At 44.7% G+C, this 20,801-nt stretch carries 18 protein-coding genes; 9 read left to right on the top strand and 9 right to left on the bottom strand.

The annotated features are described in order from the left end of the window. Position 1 precedes the first annotated feature (1 nt). The 3 genes from J4N43_RS21620 to phaC all read left to right on the top strand — a co-directional run bounded on the left by J4N43_RS21620 (position 2) and on the right by phaC (position 3,444). Positions 2-1,210 (top strand): acetyl-CoA C-acetyltransferase, encoded by a 1,209-nt coding sequence (locus tag J4N43_RS21620; protein WP_053349411.1) that lies wholly within the window; start codon positions 2-4, stop codon positions 1,208-1,210. 44 nt (positions 1,211-1,254) lie between these two features. Then, positions 1,255-1,602, top strand: a complete 348-nt coding sequence (locus J4N43_RS21615) for a phasin family protein (RefSeq protein ID WP_005373550.1) — start codon at positions 1,255-1,257, stop codon at positions 1,600-1,602. A 66-nt stretch (positions 1,603-1,668) separates the two neighbouring features. After that, positions 1,669-3,444: a class I poly(R)-hydroxyalkanoic acid synthase gene (phaC, locus tag J4N43_RS21610; RefSeq protein ID WP_017819891.1), complete on the top strand. Its 1,776-nt coding sequence runs from the start codon at positions 1,669-1,671 to the stop codon at positions 3,442-3,444. A 170-nt stretch (positions 3,445-3,614) separates the two neighbouring features. Here phaC and J4N43_RS21605 read toward each other — a convergent pair whose 3' ends face one another. The 6 genes from J4N43_RS21605 to napF all read right to left on the bottom strand — a co-directional run bounded on the left by J4N43_RS21605 (position 3,615) and on the right by napF (position 8,229). After that, positions 3,615-3,749 (bottom strand): TIGR02808 family protein, encoded by a 135-nt coding sequence (locus J4N43_RS21605; protein ID WP_005373546.1) that lies wholly within the window; start codon positions 3,747-3,749, stop codon positions 3,615-3,617. Positions 3,750-3,760: 11 nt separating this feature from the next. Then, the gene (locus J4N43_RS21600) at positions 3,761-4,339 is read right to left on the bottom strand and encodes a NapC/NirT family cytochrome c (RefSeq protein ID WP_005373542.1); all 579 of its coding nucleotides are present in this window, start codon (positions 4,337-4,339) and stop codon (positions 3,761-3,763) included. Positions 4,340-4,367: 28 nt separating this feature from the next. Beyond that, positions 4,368-4,823, bottom strand: a complete 456-nt coding sequence (locus tag J4N43_RS21595) for a nitrate reductase cytochrome c-type subunit (protein ID WP_005389061.1) — start codon at positions 4,821-4,823, stop codon at positions 4,368-4,370. A gap of 78 nt (positions 4,824-4,901) precedes the next feature. Continuing rightward, a complete protein-coding gene (gene napA, locus J4N43_RS21590; RefSeq protein WP_005373537.1) occupies positions 4,902-7,391 on the bottom strand; it encodes a periplasmic nitrate reductase subunit alpha in 2,490 nt (829 codons plus the stop codon). Continuing rightward, positions 7,388-7,696, bottom strand: coding sequence for a chaperone NapD (locus J4N43_RS21585; protein ID WP_005373535.1), 309 nt, complete (start codon positions 7,694-7,696; stop codon positions 7,388-7,390). Before J4N43_RS21585 ends, napA begins: the two co-directional genes overlap by 4 nt. Before the next feature lie 47 nt (positions 7,697-7,743). Continuing rightward, entirely contained in the window at positions 7,744-8,229 is a 486-nt protein-coding gene (gene napF, locus J4N43_RS21580) for a ferredoxin-type protein NapF (protein WP_005373529.1), read from the bottom strand. Between the two features lie 247 nt (positions 8,230-8,476). On the opposite strand from napF, the gene narQ reads away from it, so the two are divergent. Then, positions 8,477-10,213 (top strand): nitrate/nitrite two-component system sensor histidine kinase NarQ, encoded by a 1,737-nt coding sequence (narQ, locus tag J4N43_RS21575; protein WP_053349410.1) that lies wholly within the window; start codon positions 8,477-8,479, stop codon positions 10,211-10,213. Positions 10,214-10,217: 4 nt separating this feature from the next. Continuing rightward, positions 10,218-10,832 carry a response regulator gene (locus J4N43_RS21570; RefSeq protein WP_031777156.1) on the top strand — a complete coding sequence of 205 codons (615 nt, stop codon included), beginning with the start codon at positions 10,218-10,220 and terminating at the stop codon, positions 10,830-10,832. Between the two features lie 90 nt (positions 10,833-10,922). Here J4N43_RS21570 and J4N43_RS21565 read toward each other — a convergent pair whose 3' ends face one another. Next, positions 10,923-11,096 carry a hypothetical protein gene (locus tag J4N43_RS21565; protein ID WP_005373524.1) on the bottom strand — a complete coding sequence of 58 codons (174 nt, stop codon included), beginning with the start codon at positions 11,094-11,096 and terminating at the stop codon, positions 10,923-10,925. Between the two features lie 261 nt (positions 11,097-11,357). Between J4N43_RS21565 and J4N43_RS21560 the strand changes: the two genes are divergently transcribed. Next, on the top strand, positions 11,358-12,221 hold the full coding sequence (locus J4N43_RS21560) for a DUF6279 family lipoprotein (RefSeq protein ID WP_053349259.1): 864 nt from the start codon (positions 11,358-11,360) through the stop codon (positions 12,219-12,221). A gap of 170 nt (positions 12,222-12,391) precedes the next feature. Continuing rightward, positions 12,392-13,621: a peptidase T gene (gene pepT / locus J4N43_RS21555; protein ID WP_053349258.1), complete on the top strand. Its 1,230-nt coding sequence runs from the start codon at positions 12,392-12,394 to the stop codon at positions 13,619-13,621. An 82-nt stretch (positions 13,622-13,703) separates the two neighbouring features. On the opposite strand, the gene J4N43_RS21550 is transcribed toward pepT, so the two are convergent. Continuing rightward, positions 13,704-14,168: a dCMP deaminase family protein gene (locus J4N43_RS21550; protein ID WP_005373515.1), complete on the bottom strand. Its 465-nt coding sequence runs from the start codon at positions 14,166-14,168 to the stop codon at positions 13,704-13,706. 419 nt (positions 14,169-14,587) lie between these two features. On the opposite strand from J4N43_RS21550, the gene vmeY reads away from it, so the two are divergent. Together vmeY and vmeZ are read left to right on the top strand one after the other, a co-directional pair. Then, the gene (vmeY, locus tag J4N43_RS21545; RefSeq protein WP_005389044.1) at positions 14,588-15,715 is read left to right on the top strand and encodes a multidrug efflux RND transporter periplasmic adaptor subunit VmeY; all 1,128 of its coding nucleotides are present in this window, start codon (positions 14,588-14,590) and stop codon (positions 15,713-15,715) included. Positions 15,716-15,724: 9 nt separating this feature from the next. Further along, positions 15,725-18,877, top strand: a complete 3,153-nt coding sequence (gene vmeZ, locus J4N43_RS21540) for a multidrug efflux RND transporter permease subunit VmeZ (protein WP_005373507.1) — start codon at positions 15,725-15,727, stop codon at positions 18,875-18,877. Positions 18,878-18,965: 88 nt separating this feature from the next. Here the strand turns inward: vmeZ and J4N43_RS21535 are convergent, their stop codons facing one another. Beyond that, a complete protein-coding gene (locus J4N43_RS21535) occupies positions 18,966-20,735 on the bottom strand; it encodes a methyl-accepting chemotaxis protein (protein WP_025767924.1) in 1,770 nt (589 codons plus the stop codon). Between the last annotated feature and the right edge of the window lie 66 nt (positions 20,736-20,801).

Raw genomic sequence — 20,801 nt, 5'->3', positions numbered from 1 at the left:
GATGGAAAAAGTATTTATCGTAGCGGCGAAGCGTACCCCAATCGGCGCTTTTGGTGGCAGCCTGAAAAATACTTCTGCTGGCGATCTGGCAGCAGTAGCGATTAAAGGCGCGTTGGAGGCGGCAAAGTTGCCTGGCGACAAGGTTGACGAAGTGATTGTTGGCAACGTTGTTGGTGCAGGTCAAGGAATGGGTGTTGGCCGCCAAGCGGCACTGTTTGCGGGGATTCCTGAATCTGTTCCTGCATATGGCGTAAACATGGTTTGCGGTAGTGGCATGAAAACGGTCATGGATGCCGTGTCCCATATCCGTAGTGGCGATGCTGAGATCGTTGTTGCAGCGGGTGTTGAAGTCATGTCTCAGATTCCGTTTGCTGCACCAAGCAGCATTCGTGATGGCAACAAAATGGGCAATCTGGAGCTAAAAGATCTGCTCATAGCGGACGGTTTAACTGATGTTTACAACCAATATCACATGGGTGTGACGGCAGAAAACGTAGCAAAACAAATCGGCTTAACTCGCCAGCAGCAAGACGAATACGCGCTGTCTAGCCAACAGAAAGCGGTAGCCGCTATCGAAGCTGGCAAATTTCAAGACGAAATTGTGCCAGTGGAAGTAAAGCAACGCCGTGAAACCGTGATGTTTGATACGGATGAATACCCAAAAGCGAACGCGACAATGGAAGCCTTAAGCAAGCTACGTCCTGCTTTTGACCGCGAAGGCACTGTGACTGCGGGTAATGCATCAGGCATTAACGATGGCGCGAGTGCGATTATCGTTGCATCTGAAAGCGCAGTTAAAGCGCATGGATTAACGCCGCTTGCTGAGATCGTAAGCTATGCGCAATCGGGTCTTGATCCGAAGATCATGGGCCTAGGTCCTGTTGAGTCGGTCAATAAAGCACTCGAAAAAGCAGAACTCACAGTAAATGATATCGACGTTTACGAGTTAAACGAAGCATTTGCAGCGCAAGCACTTGGCGTGATTCATCAGTTGGCGGAAACAAACCAAGTTCCAGTTAACGCGATTCAAGATAAAGCGAACTTTAACGGTGGTGCTATCGCGCTAGGACACCCGCTTGGTGCATCTGGAAACCGAATCTTAGTCACGCTGGTTCACGAGCTTCATAAGCAAAATGGTCAATATGGCGTTGCTTCACTTTGTGTGGGCGGCGGCATGGGCACGGCTGTGGTTGTAAAGACAGTTAAGTAATTATTTAAACGGACATTTTTAATTCTTTCTCTAGGAGACAAACCATGTACACAGATTTCTTCAAAACATTTAGCGATCAAACTGAAAAAAATCTAGAACCTTACTTGAAGTTCAACAAGCTAGTGACAAAAAACGTAGAAGTGTTGACCGAGCTTCAATTGAACGCCATTCGCACATACAGTGAAGTGGGTCTAAACCAGATGAAAGCAGCGACAGAAATCAAAGACGTAACGTCATTGACTGCTTTCAACAGTCAGCAACTAAGCGTACTTACTAAACTTTCTCAACAAATGATGGATGACAGCAACAAGCTTCAAGCGATTGCAAAAGAGTTCAAAGAAGACGTTGAGAAAATGACTTCGGAAAATCTAAAGACTGTTACTCCAGCGTAATTTGTCCGATTCTCGCCGCCCCTAGATTTGGGCGGCGTTGTTTTTTCCGAATATAGGAGTAAGACTATGTTTCAACACTTCTTTTCGGACTATCTTGTGAAGCTTCAGGAAACCAATCATCAGTGGTGGCATGATTTCGAAGTGAACAAGGCAGTCGTGAACTCTCCTTTAAACAAGGCCATGCAAGAAGTGAACTTTGAGGATACTGCCAAACTGTTCGAACAAGCTGCGAATCAGCCTGCTGCGATTTTAAAGCTGCAAGCACAGTGGTGGGAACAGCAGCTGCAAATTTGGCAGAATGTTGCATTGGCAGGGAACCAAGCACAAATCGTCGAAGCTGAAAAAGGGGATAAGCGTTTCTCAAACGAAGCGTGGCAAAATGAAGCCATGTATAGCTTCATCAAACAATCCTACCTTTTATTTAGTAAGACCTATCTGGACACCATCGAGTCTTTGGAAGGCTTAGATGAAAAGACGAAAGAACGTATTATTTTTTTCTCTCGCCAAGCCATTAACGCCCTTTCTCCTTCCAACTTCATCGCCACTAACCCAGAGCTTTTGAAGCTGACACTTGAGCAAAACGGTCAAAACTTACTGGCAGGCTTAGAGCAGTTGAAAGAAGACGTTGAGTCGAGCGCAGACATTTTAAAAATTCGTATGACGAATAACAATGCATTCCGCGTGGGAGATGACGTTGCGACGACACAGGGCAATGTGGTTTTTCAAAACGAATTGTTTGAGTTGATTCAATATCGACCTCTAACAGAGAAAGTGAATGCGACGCCGCTGCTCATCGTCCCACCTTTCATCAATAAATACTACATCCTTGATTTAACAGCAAAGAACTCAATGGTTCGATGGTTGTTAGAGCAGGGGCATAGTGTATTTATGATGTCTTGGCGCAATCCAGGCAAGGCACAAGCGCACATAGAGTTTGGTGACTACGTGACAGAAGGCGTAGTGAAAGCCGTCGCTGCAATTGAAGATATAACAGGACAAGAGCAAATCAATGCTGCTGGTTATTGTATCGGTGGTACTGTTTTAGCAAGCACGGTTGCCTACTACGCTGCAAAACGTATGAAGAAGCGCATTAAGTCTGCCACTTTCTTCACCACGTTGCTCGACTTCTCTCAACCAGGTGAAGTCGGCGCGTATATCAATGACACCATTGTTAGTGCAATTGAAGCGCAAAATAACGCAAAAGGGTATATGGACGGCCGTTCCTTAAGCGTGACGTTTAGTTTACTGCGTGAAAACAGCTTGTACTGGAACTACTACGTCGACAATTACTTGAAGGGTAACAGTCCGGTTGATTTCGACTTGTTGTACTGGAATAGCGATAGCACCAACGTCAGCGCTGCATCTCACAATTTCTTGCTTCGCGAGCTCTATTTAGAGAACAAGCTGGTGCAAGATAAAGGCGTCAAAATTGGTGGAGTATGGATTGATCTAAATAAGATCAAAATTCCTAGCTATTTTGTGTCAACGAAAGAAGACCACATTGCGTTATGGCAGGGAACTTACCGTGGTGCGCTGAACACGGGTGGTAACAAAACGTTTGTCCTCGGTGAATCTGGTCATATTGCGGGCATCGTGAACCCTCCAGCTAAAAATAAGTATGGTTATTGGTTGAACGATAATTTGGATGACTCTGCTGATGAGTGGTTGAATAACGCGGAACACAAAGAGGGATCGTGGTGGACACACTGGAACGAGTGGTTACTCCAATTCAACCCTAAAGAGCAAGTTGAGCCTTTCCCTATTGGCTCAGAAAACCATCCGGTTATTGATGAGGCGCCAGGACAATACGTCAAACAGGTTCTGCCAGTAAAAGAATCTTAAACGACTCCCTATAGCAGTAAATCTTAGCGGCCTTTATGGTCGCTTTTTTTATGTATGATTGCTTGTTTGTTGTTGGCAAGTACCATTGATTAATAAATAAAAAGCGCCGAGCATTTGCTCGGCGCTCAGTGTCAACAAATAGGCTAGTTGACGAGTAGAGATGCGTTACGTTACACCTCTTTATCCTTACCAAATGACAGCAGCCAGAGAGAGATTGCTGCTACCGCCACAAAGCCGGAAAGAATAATCACTGGCATAGCACTGTAGCCAAGGATATGCCAAATTACAGATTCTAATGTACTCATGGTAAGTCTCCTTAGTGCCAGCCTTCAACGCCGCTCATGTCTGGTAGTTTGTGCGCAATACCTTTGTGACAGTCTACACATGTTTTCTCGCCTGAAGCTAGAGCGGTGGAGTGTTGTTCTGCCGCACGTGATCCTTGCTGAGAGTAATCCATGAAATCAAACTCATGACAGTTACGACATTCAAGAGAGTCATTCTTTTTCATACGTGCCCACTCTCGCTCTGCGAGGTGTCCACGACGCTCTTGGAACTTCTCTGGCGTATCGATCGTCTTCGTTACGAAGTGTGCAAATAGCTCTTTAGATGCCTGTACTTTACGAACGATCTTATCCGTCCATTCATGAGGAACGTGACAGTCTGAACAAATCGCACGAACACCAGATCGGTTGGAGTAGTGAATTGTTTCTTGAATTTCAGCAACGATCGGCGCGTGACAGCCAGAACAGAATTCTTCTGTGTTGGTTGCTTCCATACCTGTGTTGAATGCGCCCCAAAATAGAAGGCCACCAGCGAAGCCTAGAAATAAAACCACACCAGCGGCAGCTTTACTCGGGCTCGACAGTCTCTTCCAAAACGCTTTAAGTATTTTCATAAGTAACCTCTTAGTACTCGCGTTTCAATTACTGAAGCGAATCGACTGCCTTAAACTCGTTTTCCACTAGTGGTTTTGCATCCGTTTGTGGAACGTGACATTGCAAACAGAAGTAACGACGAGGAGACATATCTGCCAGTACCGCATCTTCTCTGTTTACATAGTGCGTTACGCTAATTTTAGTCGCACCTGACTCTTTTGCATTTTTCCAGCTATGGCATGCAAGACACTTGTTAGCATTTAACGAAATTTCGTAGTGACGAATGCTGTGTGGGATCAACGGTGGTTGATAAACATAGCTGTCTTCAACAATTTGATCTTTAGGGAAGTCTTTGAACTCGTCTGCTGGACGCGTATCTTCCAATTGAGACATTCCACGTAAAGATTCTAGACCACCAATACCACCTGGATTATCCAACTCAGCTTGCGCAATGCCTGTCACTAACGCACCTACAGATAAAACTGCGACAAGTAATTTTTTCATCATTTCATCTCCGCCTTTATGGCTTAAATTCTTTATTAGGCCGCCATAATGACGGCCGTAGCATTCAGTATCTGAAGGTTAAGCAATCTTAGTAATTTTGACTGGGCACTTCTTAAAGTCTGTCTGTTTAGACAGTGGATCAGTCGCATCTAGGATAAGCTTGTTAATCAAAATACGTGCATCAAAGAACGGTACGAATACCAAGCCTTTTGGCGGACGGTTACGACCGCGAGTTTCAACACGAACGCGTACTTCACCGCGTTTGTTTGCCATGAGTACTTCTTCACCACGGCGAACATTGCGTGCTTTTGCGTCTTCTGGGTGCATGTAACACACTGCGTCTGGTACTGCTTTGTATAATTCAGGTACACGACGAGTCATGGTGCCTGTGTGCCAATGTTCAAGAACACGACCAGTACATAACCACATATCAAATTCATCGTTCGGTACTTCTGGTGGCGCTTCGTATGGCGCGGAAATGATCTTCGCTTTGCCATCAGCATTGCCGTAGAAGTCCCAACCAGAACCTTCTTTCGCGTATGGGTCTGAACCTTCTTTAAAGCGCCACTGTGTTTCTTTACCATCAACAACAGGCCAACGTAGACCACGTACTTCATGGTAACGGTCGTATGGAGCCAAATCATGCCCGTGACCACGGCCAAATGTTGCGTATTCCTCAAACAGACCTTTTTGGACATAGAAACCGAAGTGGTGAGCATCGTCATTCAGTTCACGAGCTTCTTCGATAGGGAATTTGTCGACGTTACCATTGCGGTAAAGTACGTCGTACATTGTTTTACCACGGTATTGAGGCGCTTTCGCTAGAAGCTCTTCAGGCCACACTTCTTCCATTTTGAAGCGTTTCGAGAACTCCATTAGCTGCCACAGGTCGGATTTTGCTTGACCGACTGTGCCCACTTGTTGGTACCAAGCTTGGGTACGACGCTCTGCGTTACCGTAAGCACCTTCTTTTTCAATCCACATTGCGGTAGGAAGAATAAGGTCTGCTGCTTGTGCTGTTGCTGTCGGGTATGGGTCAGACACAACGATGAAGTTTTCTGGGTTGCGGTAACCTGGAAGACGTTCTGTGTTGATGTTTGGACCGGCTTGCATGTTGTTGTTACATTGAACCCAGTAACAGTTCAGAACGCCGTCATTCAGCATACGGTCTTGCAATACGGCGTGGAAGCCAGGCTTTGGTGGAATCGTACCTTCTGGCAGTTTCCAGATGTCTTCTGCAATCTTACGGTGTTTAGGGTTAGCAACCACCATGTCCGCTGGTAGGCGGTGAGCAAACGTACCAACCTCACGAGCGGTACCACATGCTGATGGTTGGCCCGTTAGTGAGAATGGGCTGTTCCCCGGAGTCGAGATCTTACCGGTTAGTAGGTGGATGTTGTAAACCAAGTTATTCATCCATACACCACGAGTATGCTGGTTCATACCCATCGTCCATAGAGACATCACTTTCGTGTTTGGATCCGCGTATTGCTTCGCAAGCTCGATAAGCTTCTCTTTCTCAACACCAGAGATTTCAGATGCTTTCTCTACTGTGTATGGCGCTACTGATTTCTTGTACTCTTCGAATGAGATAGAAGTGAGTTTGCCAGAGTTCGGGTTCTTCGCTGCTTTTTGTAGCGGATCATCGTCACGTAGACCGTAGCCGATGTCAGTGTCTGCTTGAGTGAAGTTCGTGTGTTTGTTCACGAAGTCCCAGTTTACTGCATCGTTTTCGATGATGTAGTTTGCGATGAAGTTAGCAATTGCAAGGTCAGACTGAGGATTGAAAATGTAGCCGTGGTCTGCCAACTCAAATGAACGATGGTAGTAAGTAGAAAGCACGTTCACTTTAACGTGAGGGTGGCTTAGACGGCGGTCAGTAATGCGAGTCCATAGAACCGGGTGCATTTCTGCCATGTTTGAGCCCCAAAGAACGAAAGCGTCTGCGTTCTCGAAGTCATCGTAACAACCCATTGGCTCATCGATACCGAATGCGCGCATGAAACCTACAACGGCAGAAGCCATACAGTGACGAGCGTTTGGATCAATGTTGTTTGATCGGAAGCCTGCTTTCATTAACTTTGATGCAGCGTAGCCTTCCATTACTGTCCATTGGCCTGAGCCAAACATACCTACGCTTGTTGGGCCTTTTTTCTCGAGGGAAGCTTTCCATTTCTCAGCCATGATGTCGAAAGCGTCATCCCAAGAGATAGGTGTAAATTCACCATCTTTGTGGAATTTGCCATCTTTCATTCGTAGCATCGGTTGAGTTAGACGGTCTTGACCGTACATGATCTTAGAAAGGAAGTAACCTTTGATACAGTTCAGACCTTTGTTTACTGGTGCTTCTGGGTCACCCTGTGTTGCTACCACTTTGCCGTTTTGAGTGCCAACAAGAACAGAACAGCCTGTACCACAGAAACGACAAGGTGCTTTGTCCCATGTGATTTTGGTTTGATCAGAGCTTGCAATCAGGTTGGCTGCAGATGCTGGTAGTGTCACACCTGCGACAGCAGCAGCTGATGCAGCCGCGTTTGCTTTCACAAACGCACGTCTTGTCATTTTCATACTTCACCCTCGATTTGGGAATGTTGTGTTCCAGTGTCTTCTTCATCCGTTTCTTCAAGCCCAGTTTCGATTTGGTGATAAACCAATACCGTGCTTAAGACGTTCGGTAAATTGTTAATGGCATCGATAGTGTCTGTGATGAAACCTTGGTTCTCAGTTTCAAGTACGACGATAATCTTGCCTTCAGGACTGTCACCATAGATTTCCGCATTTTCGTGTGCTTCTATCTTTTGTTTGATTTCGTCCAAATGTTCCGGCAGCACATGTACTACCAAACTTGAAATATGCACTTCATTTAGTGACATATAGCTCTCTCATTTATTTTTATTGCCTTTGGCCGACGACATTCGGCTTAGGCTGTTGTATTGCTCACATTGATGGATGAAGTCGGGCACACTGAAACACAGGCGCCGCAGCCGTTACACTCATCAAGGTCTAAATTGGGTTGTGCTACTTTCCCCAGTTCTAATTTGAACTGAATTGCCATCGGGTCGCACATATCCCCACAGCTTCGGCATTCGACATTTTGTTTTGCTAAGCAGTTATCGTTGATACTTGCTTTTGCTTGCCAAGGTTGTTCTGTTTCTGGCAAGAAAAGGGGCTCAGGACAGGCGTTTGCACATTGATAGCAAAATGTGCATTCATCGATGGAAAAATCGACCGAGGGGAATCCGCCATCACTTTTGGTTATAATCTTTGTTTCACAGGCCTCAATGCATTTACCGCAGCGAGTGCAATCGTCCGTAAACTGTTGCGGTTTAGTTAACCAAGGCAAACGTACGGCGTTGTCGGGGTGCGCTTTTCTTGCAAAGAGTCTTCTTCTGGAAAGGTCTACCACTTAGTCACCTCGAAACTTGGAACCCAAACTAAGCATAGTCCACAATTTTCATTAATAAACTGTCATTTAAACTAACGAAATTGTAGTTTTTGACATATTTGTATAAATACCTCTTAGGAGGTAAATGGTATGCAATATTGTTTTGGATCAATAAATTCCGTCGCAGGTGATCACATATTGATAAAGTTGAAAGGTAATGGGTTCATTGCACGTACAAATAGGATTGTTAATGGGCGAGGAACTCAGATTGTTTAAAAATGTGAAAAAGTCGGTGACGCGCACGATTGCGTCCGCGATGCTTCTTATTTTGCTGCTCTCAGTCGCTACGACTGGTTTTGCAATTTTTACGTTAGCGTCCAGTTTGAACGATGCTGAAGCCGTCAATGTTGCTGGCTCGATGCGAATGCAAAGCTACCGTCTGGCGAATGATATTCAGGTTAAATCTGTTGACTATTCTTCACATATTGACGCATTTGAACATTCGATATATTCACCTTCAATGAAAGCGCTTCAGCATTGGTCTGTGCCAGAAGACATCACTCACGATTACTACCGTCTTATTATCAGATGGCATGAACTCAAGGCGGTGCTTAGAGGAGACAACCCGGCAGAATATCAACTCCTAGTGGCCGGTTTTGTTGAACAAATCGATGAGTTTGTATTTAAGCTGCAAAGCTTTTCGGAGCAAAAACTGATTAACTTAGCCTGGATCGGCGGGTTAGGGTTGGGTGGCATCCTTTGTGTCAGTATGTTTGTCGTTCATTTTGTGCGCCTCGAAGTTGTTCGACCTCTGCGTGCCTTAGTTTTTGCTAGCGAGCAAATTAAAAATCGCTCATTCAATATATCGCTCAATGTATCTAGCGATAATGAAATGGGAATACTGACTCGAACCTTTAACCGGATGGCGACAGACCTTGGTAAGTTGTACCGAGGATTAGAACAAGCGGTTGATGAGAAAACACGTAAATTGCAGCATGCCAACCAGTCTTTAGAAGTGCTGTATGACTCGTCAAAAGAACTCACGGCGTCGCGTATTAATCAAGACAATTTCCAGGCGATTTTGCAGCATATCGTCAGTCTTGAGGGCATTAAAGCGGTCAAACTTGAAATCGAGCAGCTGGGAGAACCGAGCTGGATATTGATGGAAGGAGAAGAATGCTGCCAAGATTGTGATGAAGATTGCCACGGTAAAGCCCTGATGCTAGATGGTGAGCACTTGGGTTATTTATATTGGAAAGCAGGGTTACCTTGTCCGAACGAGGCTCTTATTGACAACTTCGTGCAGATTTTATCACGCGCCGTGTATTACAATCGGGCGCAGCGCCAAGCAGAACAAATTCTGCTGATGGAAGAGCGAGCCACTATTGCTCGGGAGTTGCATGATTCATTGGCTCAAGCACTCTCTTACTTAAAAATTCAGGTCGCTTTGTTAAAGAGAAGCGTAAAGAACTTGCCTGACGAAAAGGCGATCGCGCAGGCTAATCAAGTTATTGCTGAGCTAGATACGGGCTTATCTGCGGCTTATACGCAGTTACGCGAGTTACTGACGACGTTTCGTCTTACGATTAAAGAGGGCAGTTTTGGCCAAGCATTGCAAGACATGGTTGAAACGCTCAGTGAACAAACTACTGCGGACATTACGCTAAAAAATAGACTTTCATCAACTGAACTGGATGCACATCAGCAGGTTCATTTACTACAGTTGATAAGAGAAGCGGCAATTAATGCTATCAAACATGCGCAAGCAGATAATATTCACATTCAATGTCTCGATAATGATGGAAAAGTCACAGTAACCGTTAGCGACGATGGAATAGGCTTTGAACATCAAGACGAAAAATTAAATCATTACGGTATGAGTATCATGCAAGAGCGGGCCGCTAGACTGCATGCCGATCTGCACATCGAAGCATCGATAAACAAAGGTTGTACCGTAAAATTAGAATTCCAACATAGTAAGGAAGTAAACAGTGACAGTGTGTAAAGTAATGCTGGTGGATGATCATCCACTCATGCGAAGAGGTATCCACCAGCTTTTAAGCTTTGAGCCTGAGTTTGAGGTCATTGCAGAAGCAAGTAATGGCGCGGATGCAGTAGCGAAAGCGCATGAGCTGGAACTGGATCTTGTACTTCTTGATCTTAATATGAAAGGCATGTCTGGCCTTGATACTTTGCAAGCACTGCGTGCAGATGGCTGTGAAGCCAGAATTGTCATTCTAACCGTTTCGGATAGCCCAGCAGATATAGAAGCAATAGTTCGAAGTGGTGCCGATGGCTATTTATTGAAAGACACTGAGCCTGATGAGTTGGTTGAGTTGCTAAAACAAGCGCATCAAGGGGACAAGGCATACAGCCAAGAAGTTTCTAAGTATTTGAGTGAACGTTCAGAGCAAGAGGACGTGTTTGATACACTGACCGATCGTGAATCGCAGATCTTAAGAGAGGTGGCAAGAGGTTTCCGCAACAAGCAAATTGCCGATCGTCTTTTTATCTCTGAGTCTACGGTTAAAGTACATATGAAGAGTTTACTTAAAAAGCTTCAAGTTCCTTCTCGTACTGCAGCAACCGTCCTTTATCTTGAGCGCTTTGGCGACATCAAATAACATTGTTGGATTTTAATCTGTAATAATAAATAAAATCAAACAGTTATATGGATTCTGACAAGTAAAAAAACCGCCTGTTAGGCGGTTTTTTTACTTGTCTGGGCGAATAGAGTACAAGTCACTGTTGTGCTTACCACACTCCAAATAGTACTGATAAGCCACTTTTTTGCTTTCAGCAATGACTCTCATGCAGTGCATTTTCCCCTGTTCAAAATATCGAATCTCATATTCTACACTGGTATCAAGTTGCTCAGCGGCTGCCATACTTCGCCTCCATAAACCATCCAAAAAACATCCATGCAAATTATATGCCGTTATAGGGAGCGTCGTTCGGTACGTTTTTTAGCCGATAATTGCGCTCTAACTCACTTTTTTGCGGATAGCTGTGATCAAAAAGTTAATTTCAAACTCTATATATTATTAAGGTGGCAATCAATATTTGTCACACTGGTGTAAGTTTGCCGCAATACTAAGTGATACAGGTTGAGTATAGAACTTAATCAACAGAAAAGGGAATACGAATAAGTGACTAAATTAAAGGATGTATCTAATAAGGCGCTTCGTTATGGCCTTCTATTTTGCTTCGTATTTCTGCTTGCCGGTTGTGCGAAAAAGTTTTTATACAGCAATATCGATTGGTTCGTGCTCGATTACTTAGAGGACTATGTCTCGTTGCAAGGGGAACAAGAAGTCCTGGTGGAAGAGCGCTTATTATTGTTGGCAGACTGGCACAAGAAAGAGGAGTTACCAATATATATCGAACATTTAAAAGACCTTGAGAGATTAAAAGCGAGCGATATCACCTTAAATTACTTACAACAAAATCGAGATAGAATGCGAGCGCATTACGATAGAGTGGTCAGCAAAGCAGCACCAGATCTTTTTGCGTTAAGTTTGCAATTAACGAAAGAGCAAGAACGCGAGTTTTTGAGTAATGTACAAGAACATTATCAAGAGCGAAACACAAAATATGCCGATAAGACAGAAGACGAAGTGCGTGAAATTATTCTGGATAACACTGAAGAGTGGATGGAAGAATGGCTGGGGAATCTATCAGGAAATCAGCGTCAATTAGCTCAAACATTTTCTCAGCAAGTTATTTTAAACAGCCCTTTATGGAGAGATTATCGAGCCACGGTATATCAAGAGCTCGAATACTTGTTCGACAACAAATCTAATGTTGTGACTTATCAAGATATATTTATGCGACTCTTGTTCGAGCCAGAGAGTTATTATAGTGAGCAGCTTTCTCTGAATATTGATTCTAACTTTGCATTGGTTGATCAACTGACATTAGATGTTTCTCGTTCGATGACCGATAAGCAATGGCGTCATTTTCGTGAAAAGGTTAAAGAGTGGCGAGTACTGGCTGAGGAACTTTTAGATTAAATTCATGCTTCAATGAGCGAAAGCAAAGCGCAAAAGCCTTTCTTATCAAAAAATGATTCAAAGCAAATTCTTATTGAGCTAAGAGCGTAACATAGCGTGAGGTTTGATGAGGCAACGTCAGCTTATCAATGCGTGATAAGGCCTCATCGTACAAAACAATGAGAATAAATATGAAACATTTAGTTGAAAGATTTCTTCGATACGTCACGTTTGATACCCAATCCAATCCACATGTGACGCTTTGCCCAAGTTCACCTGGTCAGCTTGTGTTTGCTGAGTTACTTAAAAATGAGATGATCGAGCTTGGTTTAAGTGACGTGACTTTGGATAAAAATGGCTACTTGATGGCTAAACTGCCAGCCAATGTTGATTATGAGGTTCCTCCTATCGGCTTCATTGCCCATATGGATACCGCGCCGGATGCATCTGGCAAAAACGTAAAGCCGCAATTCATCGAAGATTACCAGGGTGGCGATATTGCATTAGGGTTGGGGGATGAAGTGTTATCTCCCGTGCAATACCCAGATTTACATCACCTACATGGCCACAATCTTATTACTACCGATGGCACTACATTACTTGGCGCGGATAACAAAGCCGGTATCGCAGAGATTCTTTCCGCGGTAGCTCTGCTACTGGAAAACCCAGACATTCCACACGGCGACATTTGTATCGGCTTTACTCCGGATGAAGAAATCGGTCGTGGTGCAGATTTGTTTGATGTTAAGAAATTTGGCGCGAAATGGGCATACACTATAGATGGTGGCCCGCAAGGTGAATTGGAATACGAAAACTTTAATGCAGCAAACGCTGATGTAATTTTTCATGGTGTTAGCGTTCATCCAGGTACTGCAAAAGGCAAAATGGTCAATGCGATGAACTTGGCTGCGAAATTTCAAGTTCAAATGCCCCAAGATCAAACTCCGGAAACAACCGAAGGTTACGAAGGGTTCTTCCATCTAAAATCGGCAGAAATGGGCGTTGCACGAAGCGAGCTAGGTTACATTATTAGAGACTTTGACCGTCAAAGACTTGAGGATCGAAAAGCCTTTATGCAGAAACTCGTCGATGAAATGAACACGGGTTTACGCCATGGTTCTGTAGAGCTAAAAATAAAAGACAGCTATTACAATATGAGAGAAATGGTTGAGCCTTACCCTCATATCATTGAGCTGGCAAAGCAAGCGATGGAAGCGTGTGATGTGGAACCGATTATAAAACCTATTCGTGGTGGTACAGATGGTGCTCGTTTATCTTTTATGGGTTTGCCGTGCCCGAATATCTTCACCGGTGGTTTTAACTTCCACGGAATTCATGAGTTTATTTCTGTTGAAATGATGGAAAAATCAGTACTCGTTATTGTCAAAATTGCTGAGCTCACAGCGAAAAAACACAGTTAAAAGACTACGTCGAGACCTCTTGCAGATTTAATAACAAAATAGCCCAGATCTTCCTGGGCTATTTAAATATTAAGATGGAATACTAGCGCACGTCTTTGTCTTCAATTTCAATGTCTTCTAGTGGTAACCAGTCGACTTTCACACCCGCTTGATCGAACATATCTTGACTGACTTGGATTTTATCTCCCCAGCGAGATAAAAAGTCTTCAGACTGCTCAGGGCAGTGTACGTGTGAGATCCCTGTTTGAATGATCTTTGCCGCGCAGTTAGGGCAAGGAAAATGCGTTACCCAAATATCACATCCGTCTAAGTCACGTTTTGAGAACAAAATTGCGTTCTCTTCCGCGTGCAGTGTTTTAAGGTATTTCAACTCGCGCTCATCGGTGTCGACACTGTCAGAAACACCATGTGGATAGCCATTAAATCCAACAGATACAATGCGATTCTGTTTAGTAATAACGGCACCGACTTGTGTTGATGGGTCCTTACTCCAAGACGCCACTAGTTCTGCCATCTGGTAAAAGCGTTTCGCCCATTTAGAAATCATAGTCATCCTCTCTGTCGAAGGCGTTGAATTAATTGAATGATAACCCATTTACATTAAAAAAATAGTCAAAATCGGGGTCTTGAGTATGAAGGCGTCACTTTTTACCTTTTTAGCCACAAAACGTTCTTATCTTGAGCACTGAATCTCACTTTACGCCCGAATACAATACTCCCGTTAGTGTTTCCAAGCACACGCTAAAATTCGCGATCTCCTAAGGCGTATATTAAATAGTTATGATTGAGTTGTATGTATATTGCTCATTGAATACCACTGTTAACTAAATTACTTTATTTTCCTTTTGTTTCTCATGTTTACATTTAGAAACACCTTGGGCGCTTTTCAGTGAAGTTTTCAGTGGCAGCAAGGAGTAAGGTTGATAGGAATTCAACAATATCCTGTTCTATAAAGACGGTAAATACATGCAAAAGAAACCACTTGTCGCACTAATGGCGGCTACAGCAATCCTCGCTGGATGCGGGGAAGCTAATAATGCCCAAACGAAAGGTCAAGCGCCTCTCGTAGTGACTCAGGATGTCACGGTTATCGACTACCAACCGAGCAAGTCTTATATCGGTCGCATTGAAGCAGTAGAAGATACCAATATTACCGCGCAGATTTCTGGCTACTTAAAAGCTCGTCACTTTGAAGAGGGGCAAATGGTAGAAAAAGGGCAGCTCCTTTACTCTATCGAGCCATCTTCTTTTGAAGCCCAAGTCGCGAGTGCTAAAGCCGCACTTGCACAAGCTAAAGCGGCGCTAAAAAAAGCCGAATTAGATCATACTCGAGGTAAAAACTTGTTGCCTCGCGGTAGTATCTCTCAATCTGAGTTTGATGCTTTAACTGCGGCACTTCTTGGTGCGAGAGCAGAGCTAGAAGCGGCAAATGCTCAACTTAAACTTGCTGAAGTTAACCTTTCCTATACTCAAATCCGAGCACCTTTTAGCGGACGTATTAGTGATACCAAAGTGAGTACGGGTGATCTGGTTTCTCCATCATCTGGCGTGCTGACAACTCTGGTGAGTTTAGATCCAGTTCATACCTCATTTAGTGTGAGTGAGCGTGAGCGTTTAGCTATGGGTATGGATCAAGTAAAAGGTGATGGCTCGGCTGAATCAAACCGCGTTGAAGTTCAGCTTGAACTGGAAAATGGACAGTTTTTTGAGCATCTTGGTAAGCTTGATTTCTTAGGTAATCGTATTGACACCAAAACGGGTACGATTGCTATGCGCGCGCTAGTGCCAAACCCAGAGCAGAAGTTACTTCCGGGTCAACACATCAAAGTGAACTTGAGAGATAAGAACACGAAAGACGTTATTGTTATCCCACGACGTGCCGTACAGACTGACTTAGAAGGTGACTTTGTGATGGTGATGGCTGAGGGAAGTGTGGCAGTGCGTCGTAACGTCGAGCTTGGCCCTCAGGTTGAACAAGGCATTATCATTCGAGAAGGGCTCGATCAGGAAGATACGGTTATTACACAAGGCCTACAACGTGTGCGTAATGGTGTAGAAGTGCGCCTTCAAGCACCTGCTGAAGATAAGCAGTAGGGGGGCACTATGTTAAGTCGTTTCTTTATTCAGAGACCTAAATTCGCGCTGGTTATTTCGATCATATTAACGCTAGCCGGCGCGATCTCACTGGCGATTTTGCCAGTGGCTGAGTACCCACAGATAAGCCCGCCATCAGTAAGCGTTTCGGCTTACTACACTGGCGCGAGTGCGGAAGTTGTCGAGCAGGCCATTGCGGACCCCATAGAGACCTCAGTCAACGGCGTTGAGGATATGATATACATGTCTTCAAAGAGCGCGAACGATGGCTCTTACAGCCTAAACGTCACGTTCGATGTTGGCACCGATCCAGATATGGCGCAAGTTAACGTGCAAAACCGCGTGTCACAGATTGAGTCAAAACTGCCTCAAGAAGTTCGCATGGTTGGTGTGACGGTGAAAAAGCGTTCACCTGACTTGCTGATGGTACTTAACTTCTATTCACCTGATGGCAAATACGATGATCAGTTCTTGATTAACTACATTAACTTGAATGTAAAAGATCAGTTGGCTCGTGCGAAAGGTATCAGTGAAGTTAACGTGATTGGTGGTGGCGAATACGCAATGCGTGTTTGGTTAGATCCTGAAAAAATGGCCAACCTTAAGCTAACCACGTCAGACGTATACGCCGCTTTGGCTGAACAGAACGTTCAAGTTGCGGCAGGGCGTGTAGGTGCAGCACCATACAACAATCCGCAAGAAGTTCAGTTTAACCTTGTGACCAAAGGTCGCTTGGAAAGCGTGAGTGAGTTTGAGAACGTAGTCCTTCGAGCTAATCCCAATGGCTCTACGGTTTATCTGAAAGATGTTGCTCGCGTTGAACTAGGCAAAAAGTTCTACGATGGTAACGGTAAGTTCCGTGGCCAGGACGCGTCAATCGTTGCGTTGTCTCTTCAATCGGATGCGAATGCGTTAGAAAGTGGTCAGGCCGTCATGGAGCTCCTTGAAGGCTTGAGCAAAAACTTCCCAGAGGGAATGGAATACGAGACCAGCTACGATACAACCGTGTTCGTATCTGAATCGATCAAAGGGGTAGTAAAAACACTGATTGAAGCGATTCTATTGGTGATTGCTGTAACTTACTTGTTCTTGGGTAGTGCGCGTGCAACGTTGATTCCTGTTGTCGCGATCCCCGTTTCTCTGATTGGTACGTTTGCCATCATGCAGGCAACGGGCTTCACCATTAATACGGTTACTTTGTTTGGCTTGATCCTTGCGATTGGTATCGTGGTGGACGATGCGATTCTGGTTATCGAAAACGTCGATACTACCATGGCGAAAGACCCAAGCATTTCACCGCGTAAAGCGACGTTGCTAGCGATGAAAGAAGTAACGGGACCAATCATCACGTCGACCTTGGTTCTACTTGCGGTATTCATACCCGTCGCCATGCTGCCAGGTATCACCGGTATCATGTATCGCCAGTTCGCTTTGACCATCTGTATTTCGGTTGTGATTTCATCCATCAATGCATTGACGCTGTCTCCAGCACTTTGTTCTCTGGTATTGAAGCAGGGTGGGGGCAATACCGCTAACTGGTTCCAGGCTTTCAACCGAGGCTTAGAGCGCATCACTACGCGTTATGGCCAGATCGCTGGTTTCTTGGTGAAGAAGTCTTTACTGCTCGTGACGTTCTTTATAGTTGCTATCGCAGCGGTCACTTTCTTTGCGAAAACCACCTCTACAGCGTTTGTTCCTCAAGAAGATAAAGGCATTTTGCTGGTTAACGTACAGCTACCAGATTCAGCCTCTTTATCACGCACTGAAGAAGTCACCAATGATTTAATGAAAATGATCGGTGAAGAACCTGGTGTGGATGGTGTGACGGTTGCGAACGGTTACTCGTTTATGACAGGCGCAGCAGCATCAAACGGTGCTTCTGTATTTATCAAATTGCATGATTGGGATACTCGTAACTCGCTGCAAGGAGAGCACTCTGCTAATGCTATCGCGGCACGTATTAACGGTCGAGCGGCGACAGAGTTACCTCAAGCGGTTGTTTTTGCGATGGGACCACCAGCGGTTCCTGGTATGGGCGCTGCGTCTGGTTTTGAGTTTGTGCTTGAAGACACGCTAGGGCGAAGTCGTACCGATTTGTCGATGGTCATGGGAGAAATGATCCAAGCGGCCAACCAAGCGCCTGAAATTGCCTACACGTTTAGCACGTTCCGCGCGAATGTTCCGCACTACTACGTTGATATCGATCGTGAGAAAGCGCAGCAATTAGGTATTTCGCTGTCGTCTATTTTTCAAACCTTGCAAGGCAACTTAGGTTCGCTTTATGTGAATGACTTCACCATGTTTGGTAAGAACTTCCGCGTAACCATGCAAGCTGATAGCCAGCACCGTAGCAGCATGGAAGATCTAGAGCGTTTCCATGTTCGTTCTTCGAACGGTGATATGGTCCCGTTAAGTACGCTAGTGAGCTACGAGCAAGTGTTTGAGCCTGATGTGGCATGGCGTTACAACATGTACCGCAGTGCTATCATTCAAGGCCAACCAGCTCCGGGTTACTCTAGTGGTGATGCGATTGCCGCAATGGAACGCGTTGCTGCTGAAGTTCTTCCACAAGGATACACGTATGAATGGACAGGTATGGCTTATCAGGAAGTGCTTGCGGGCAACCAAGCCATTTATGCGTTTGCGCTGGCTTTGATCTTCATTTACTTGTTTATGGTGGCTCAGTATGAAAGTTGGAGTATTCCACTGGCTATTATTTTGGTGGTCCCAGTAGCCACGTTAGGTTCCTTCCTTGCGTTAAATCTAACTGGCACGCCGCTTAACTTGTATGCCCAAATTGGTCTTGTCTTGCTCATAGCCTTGGCGGCGAAAAACGCAATTTTGATTGTGGAGTTCGCCAAGCAAGAGCGTGAAGAAAAAGATGCTGATATCGATAGTGCAGCGGTTAAAGGAGGCACGTTACGTTTCCGCGCTGTGAATATGACATCTTGGTCATTTATCCTAGGTATCTTCCCGCTTATCTTTGCCGCTGGCGCGGGGCACGTGAGTCAAAACTCACTCGGCGTGTCGCTGATTGGTGGTCTATTGTGTGTGCTTCTAGCAGGTACATTCTTGATCCCAGGCTTCTACGCTCTGGTGCAAAGACAGCGTGAGAAAGTTCATGGCGGCAACACCAAGCTGGTTCCTCTTGATGATGAGTAATCACATCCGAAGTGCGCAGTAAGCACGAAGTGACAATTGAAAAAAGCCCGAAGCAATGATTGCCTCGGGCTTTCTATTTTGAAAAGGGTTATTTTAGCGCAGTTTTGAATTGTGCAACGGCTTCATCCATATCATGAGCTTGAGCAGAGACAGAGTTCACTTCATGCAAGCATTCCTGAGCGGATTGCATGTTATTCTCAGATATTGCGTTTAGCTCGGTGATTGAACCGCTAACTTGGTTCATAACGATACCTTGTTCTTCAATTGCTGAAGCTATGCGCTCCGAATTACCTTGAATTGAATGCATGTCAGTGATGATCTGCTGTAGGCTAGAATCCAGTTTTTCAGAAGCATTAAGTGTTTGTTGCCCTTGATCGTTACATTGATCAATATCAGCAACAACTGTAGACATTTGAGTTTGAATATCTGCAACTACCCGCGTGATTTCCTCTGTGGATTGATGAGTTCGGCTAGCTAGGGCGCGTACTTCATCGGCAACAACTGCAAACCCGCGGCCTTGTTCGCCTGCTCGCGCGGCTTCAATTGCTGCGTTGAGAGCTAGTAGGTTGGTTTGCTCTGCAATCTCTTGGATGATGTTCACGGCACCACCAATTTTATCTACATGCTGATTCAGCGAGCCAATCGACTGCTGGCTGTTTGATAAAATCGTGGTTAGTTGACCGATGTTGGTTACCGTCGCCTCAACAACTCCTCGACCTTGTTCGGCATTATTCGCTGCCTGATGAACGCCTTCTACCGCAACTGATGTGCTTTCAGAGATTTCACCTATTGTGGCAACCATTTGCTGAACTGCCGTCGCCATTGATGCAGTGTGGTCAGTTTGAGTGTGGAATTGCTCCATAACGCCTTCTAACTCACGATGCATATTATCGGTACTTGCAGTGAGTTGCGCCGATTTTTCTTGGGTACTACTAATTAGATGCTCAAGCTTATCCAATAGGTCATTGAGGTGATGACTGATATCAAATAGCTCGTCTTGACCTTTCAAATCAGATCGAAGTCCCATGTTGTTCGTTTCGCTGATACTTCGAATGGTGCCAAGTAAGCTATTCACTCGCGTATTGATTGAACGTGAAATTTGCCAAATCAATGCGAAAATAACGACTAAGATCAGAGCTGTAATGACCTGCTTGATGGTCGACATTTGTTCATCACGTTGTGCGGCAGCAGAGCTAAGGGCTGTGGAAAAGGTTTCAAATTGCTCTTCTACGGCATGAGATAATGCGCGAGTTTCACCGAGTAGGCCTTTGTCATAAGCAACCCCAACAACTTGCTTTTGGGCCGCCAATTGCTTACCTGTTTTGATAAGCTCAGGAGCATATTGCCCCTCAAGCAAGTCACTATTGAATAGTCCTGCTTTTACCGCAGAGTCAAAACGGACTAATGCCAATAACTGCTGGTGGTCTGAACGTTGTTTTGCTTCTAATAGTGCTTGTTCGTAACCAGCGAGAAGCCCACTCTTTGAATCAAGCCCGTATCGTTGGTAAGCGCTGACCAGATTCTGAAAGCCCCTTTGGTATGCGAGCAAGTCTTGCTTAAATTGTTGACTGGAAGGTAATTCATTACTCTTGAGTATATTCGCAAGCTCTTTTTCTGTGTCTATAAACTTGTCAACATTGGCGTCAAACTTATTTAGATATTTGTCATTACTACGTAGTAGGAAATCTTTTTCATTTCTGCGTAAGTTGAGTAAGCGTATTTCTAGATCACCAACGAGTTTGATGGCGTGATTAAGGTCATTGCTCTTATTTTCAAAATGGGATGACGTACCCAAAAGGGCCACGATGCCTAAAATGGCGATAACTCCGAGGAAGTAGAGTTTTTGCCTAATAGTCATATTGTTGTTTCCTGAATAAGTAACTAAAAAGAGAAATCCAATGAGATTTCCAAGGGCTAGCAAACG

The sequence above is a fragment of the Vibrio sp. SCSIO 43009 genome, assembly GCF_023716525.1.
Classification (GTDB): Bacteria; Pseudomonadota; Gammaproteobacteria; order Enterobacterales; family Vibrionaceae; genus Vibrio; species Vibrio alginolyticus.
The sequence above is the reverse complement of the archived record's forward strand: the minus strand, read 5'-3'. Positions and strand labels throughout refer to the sequence as shown.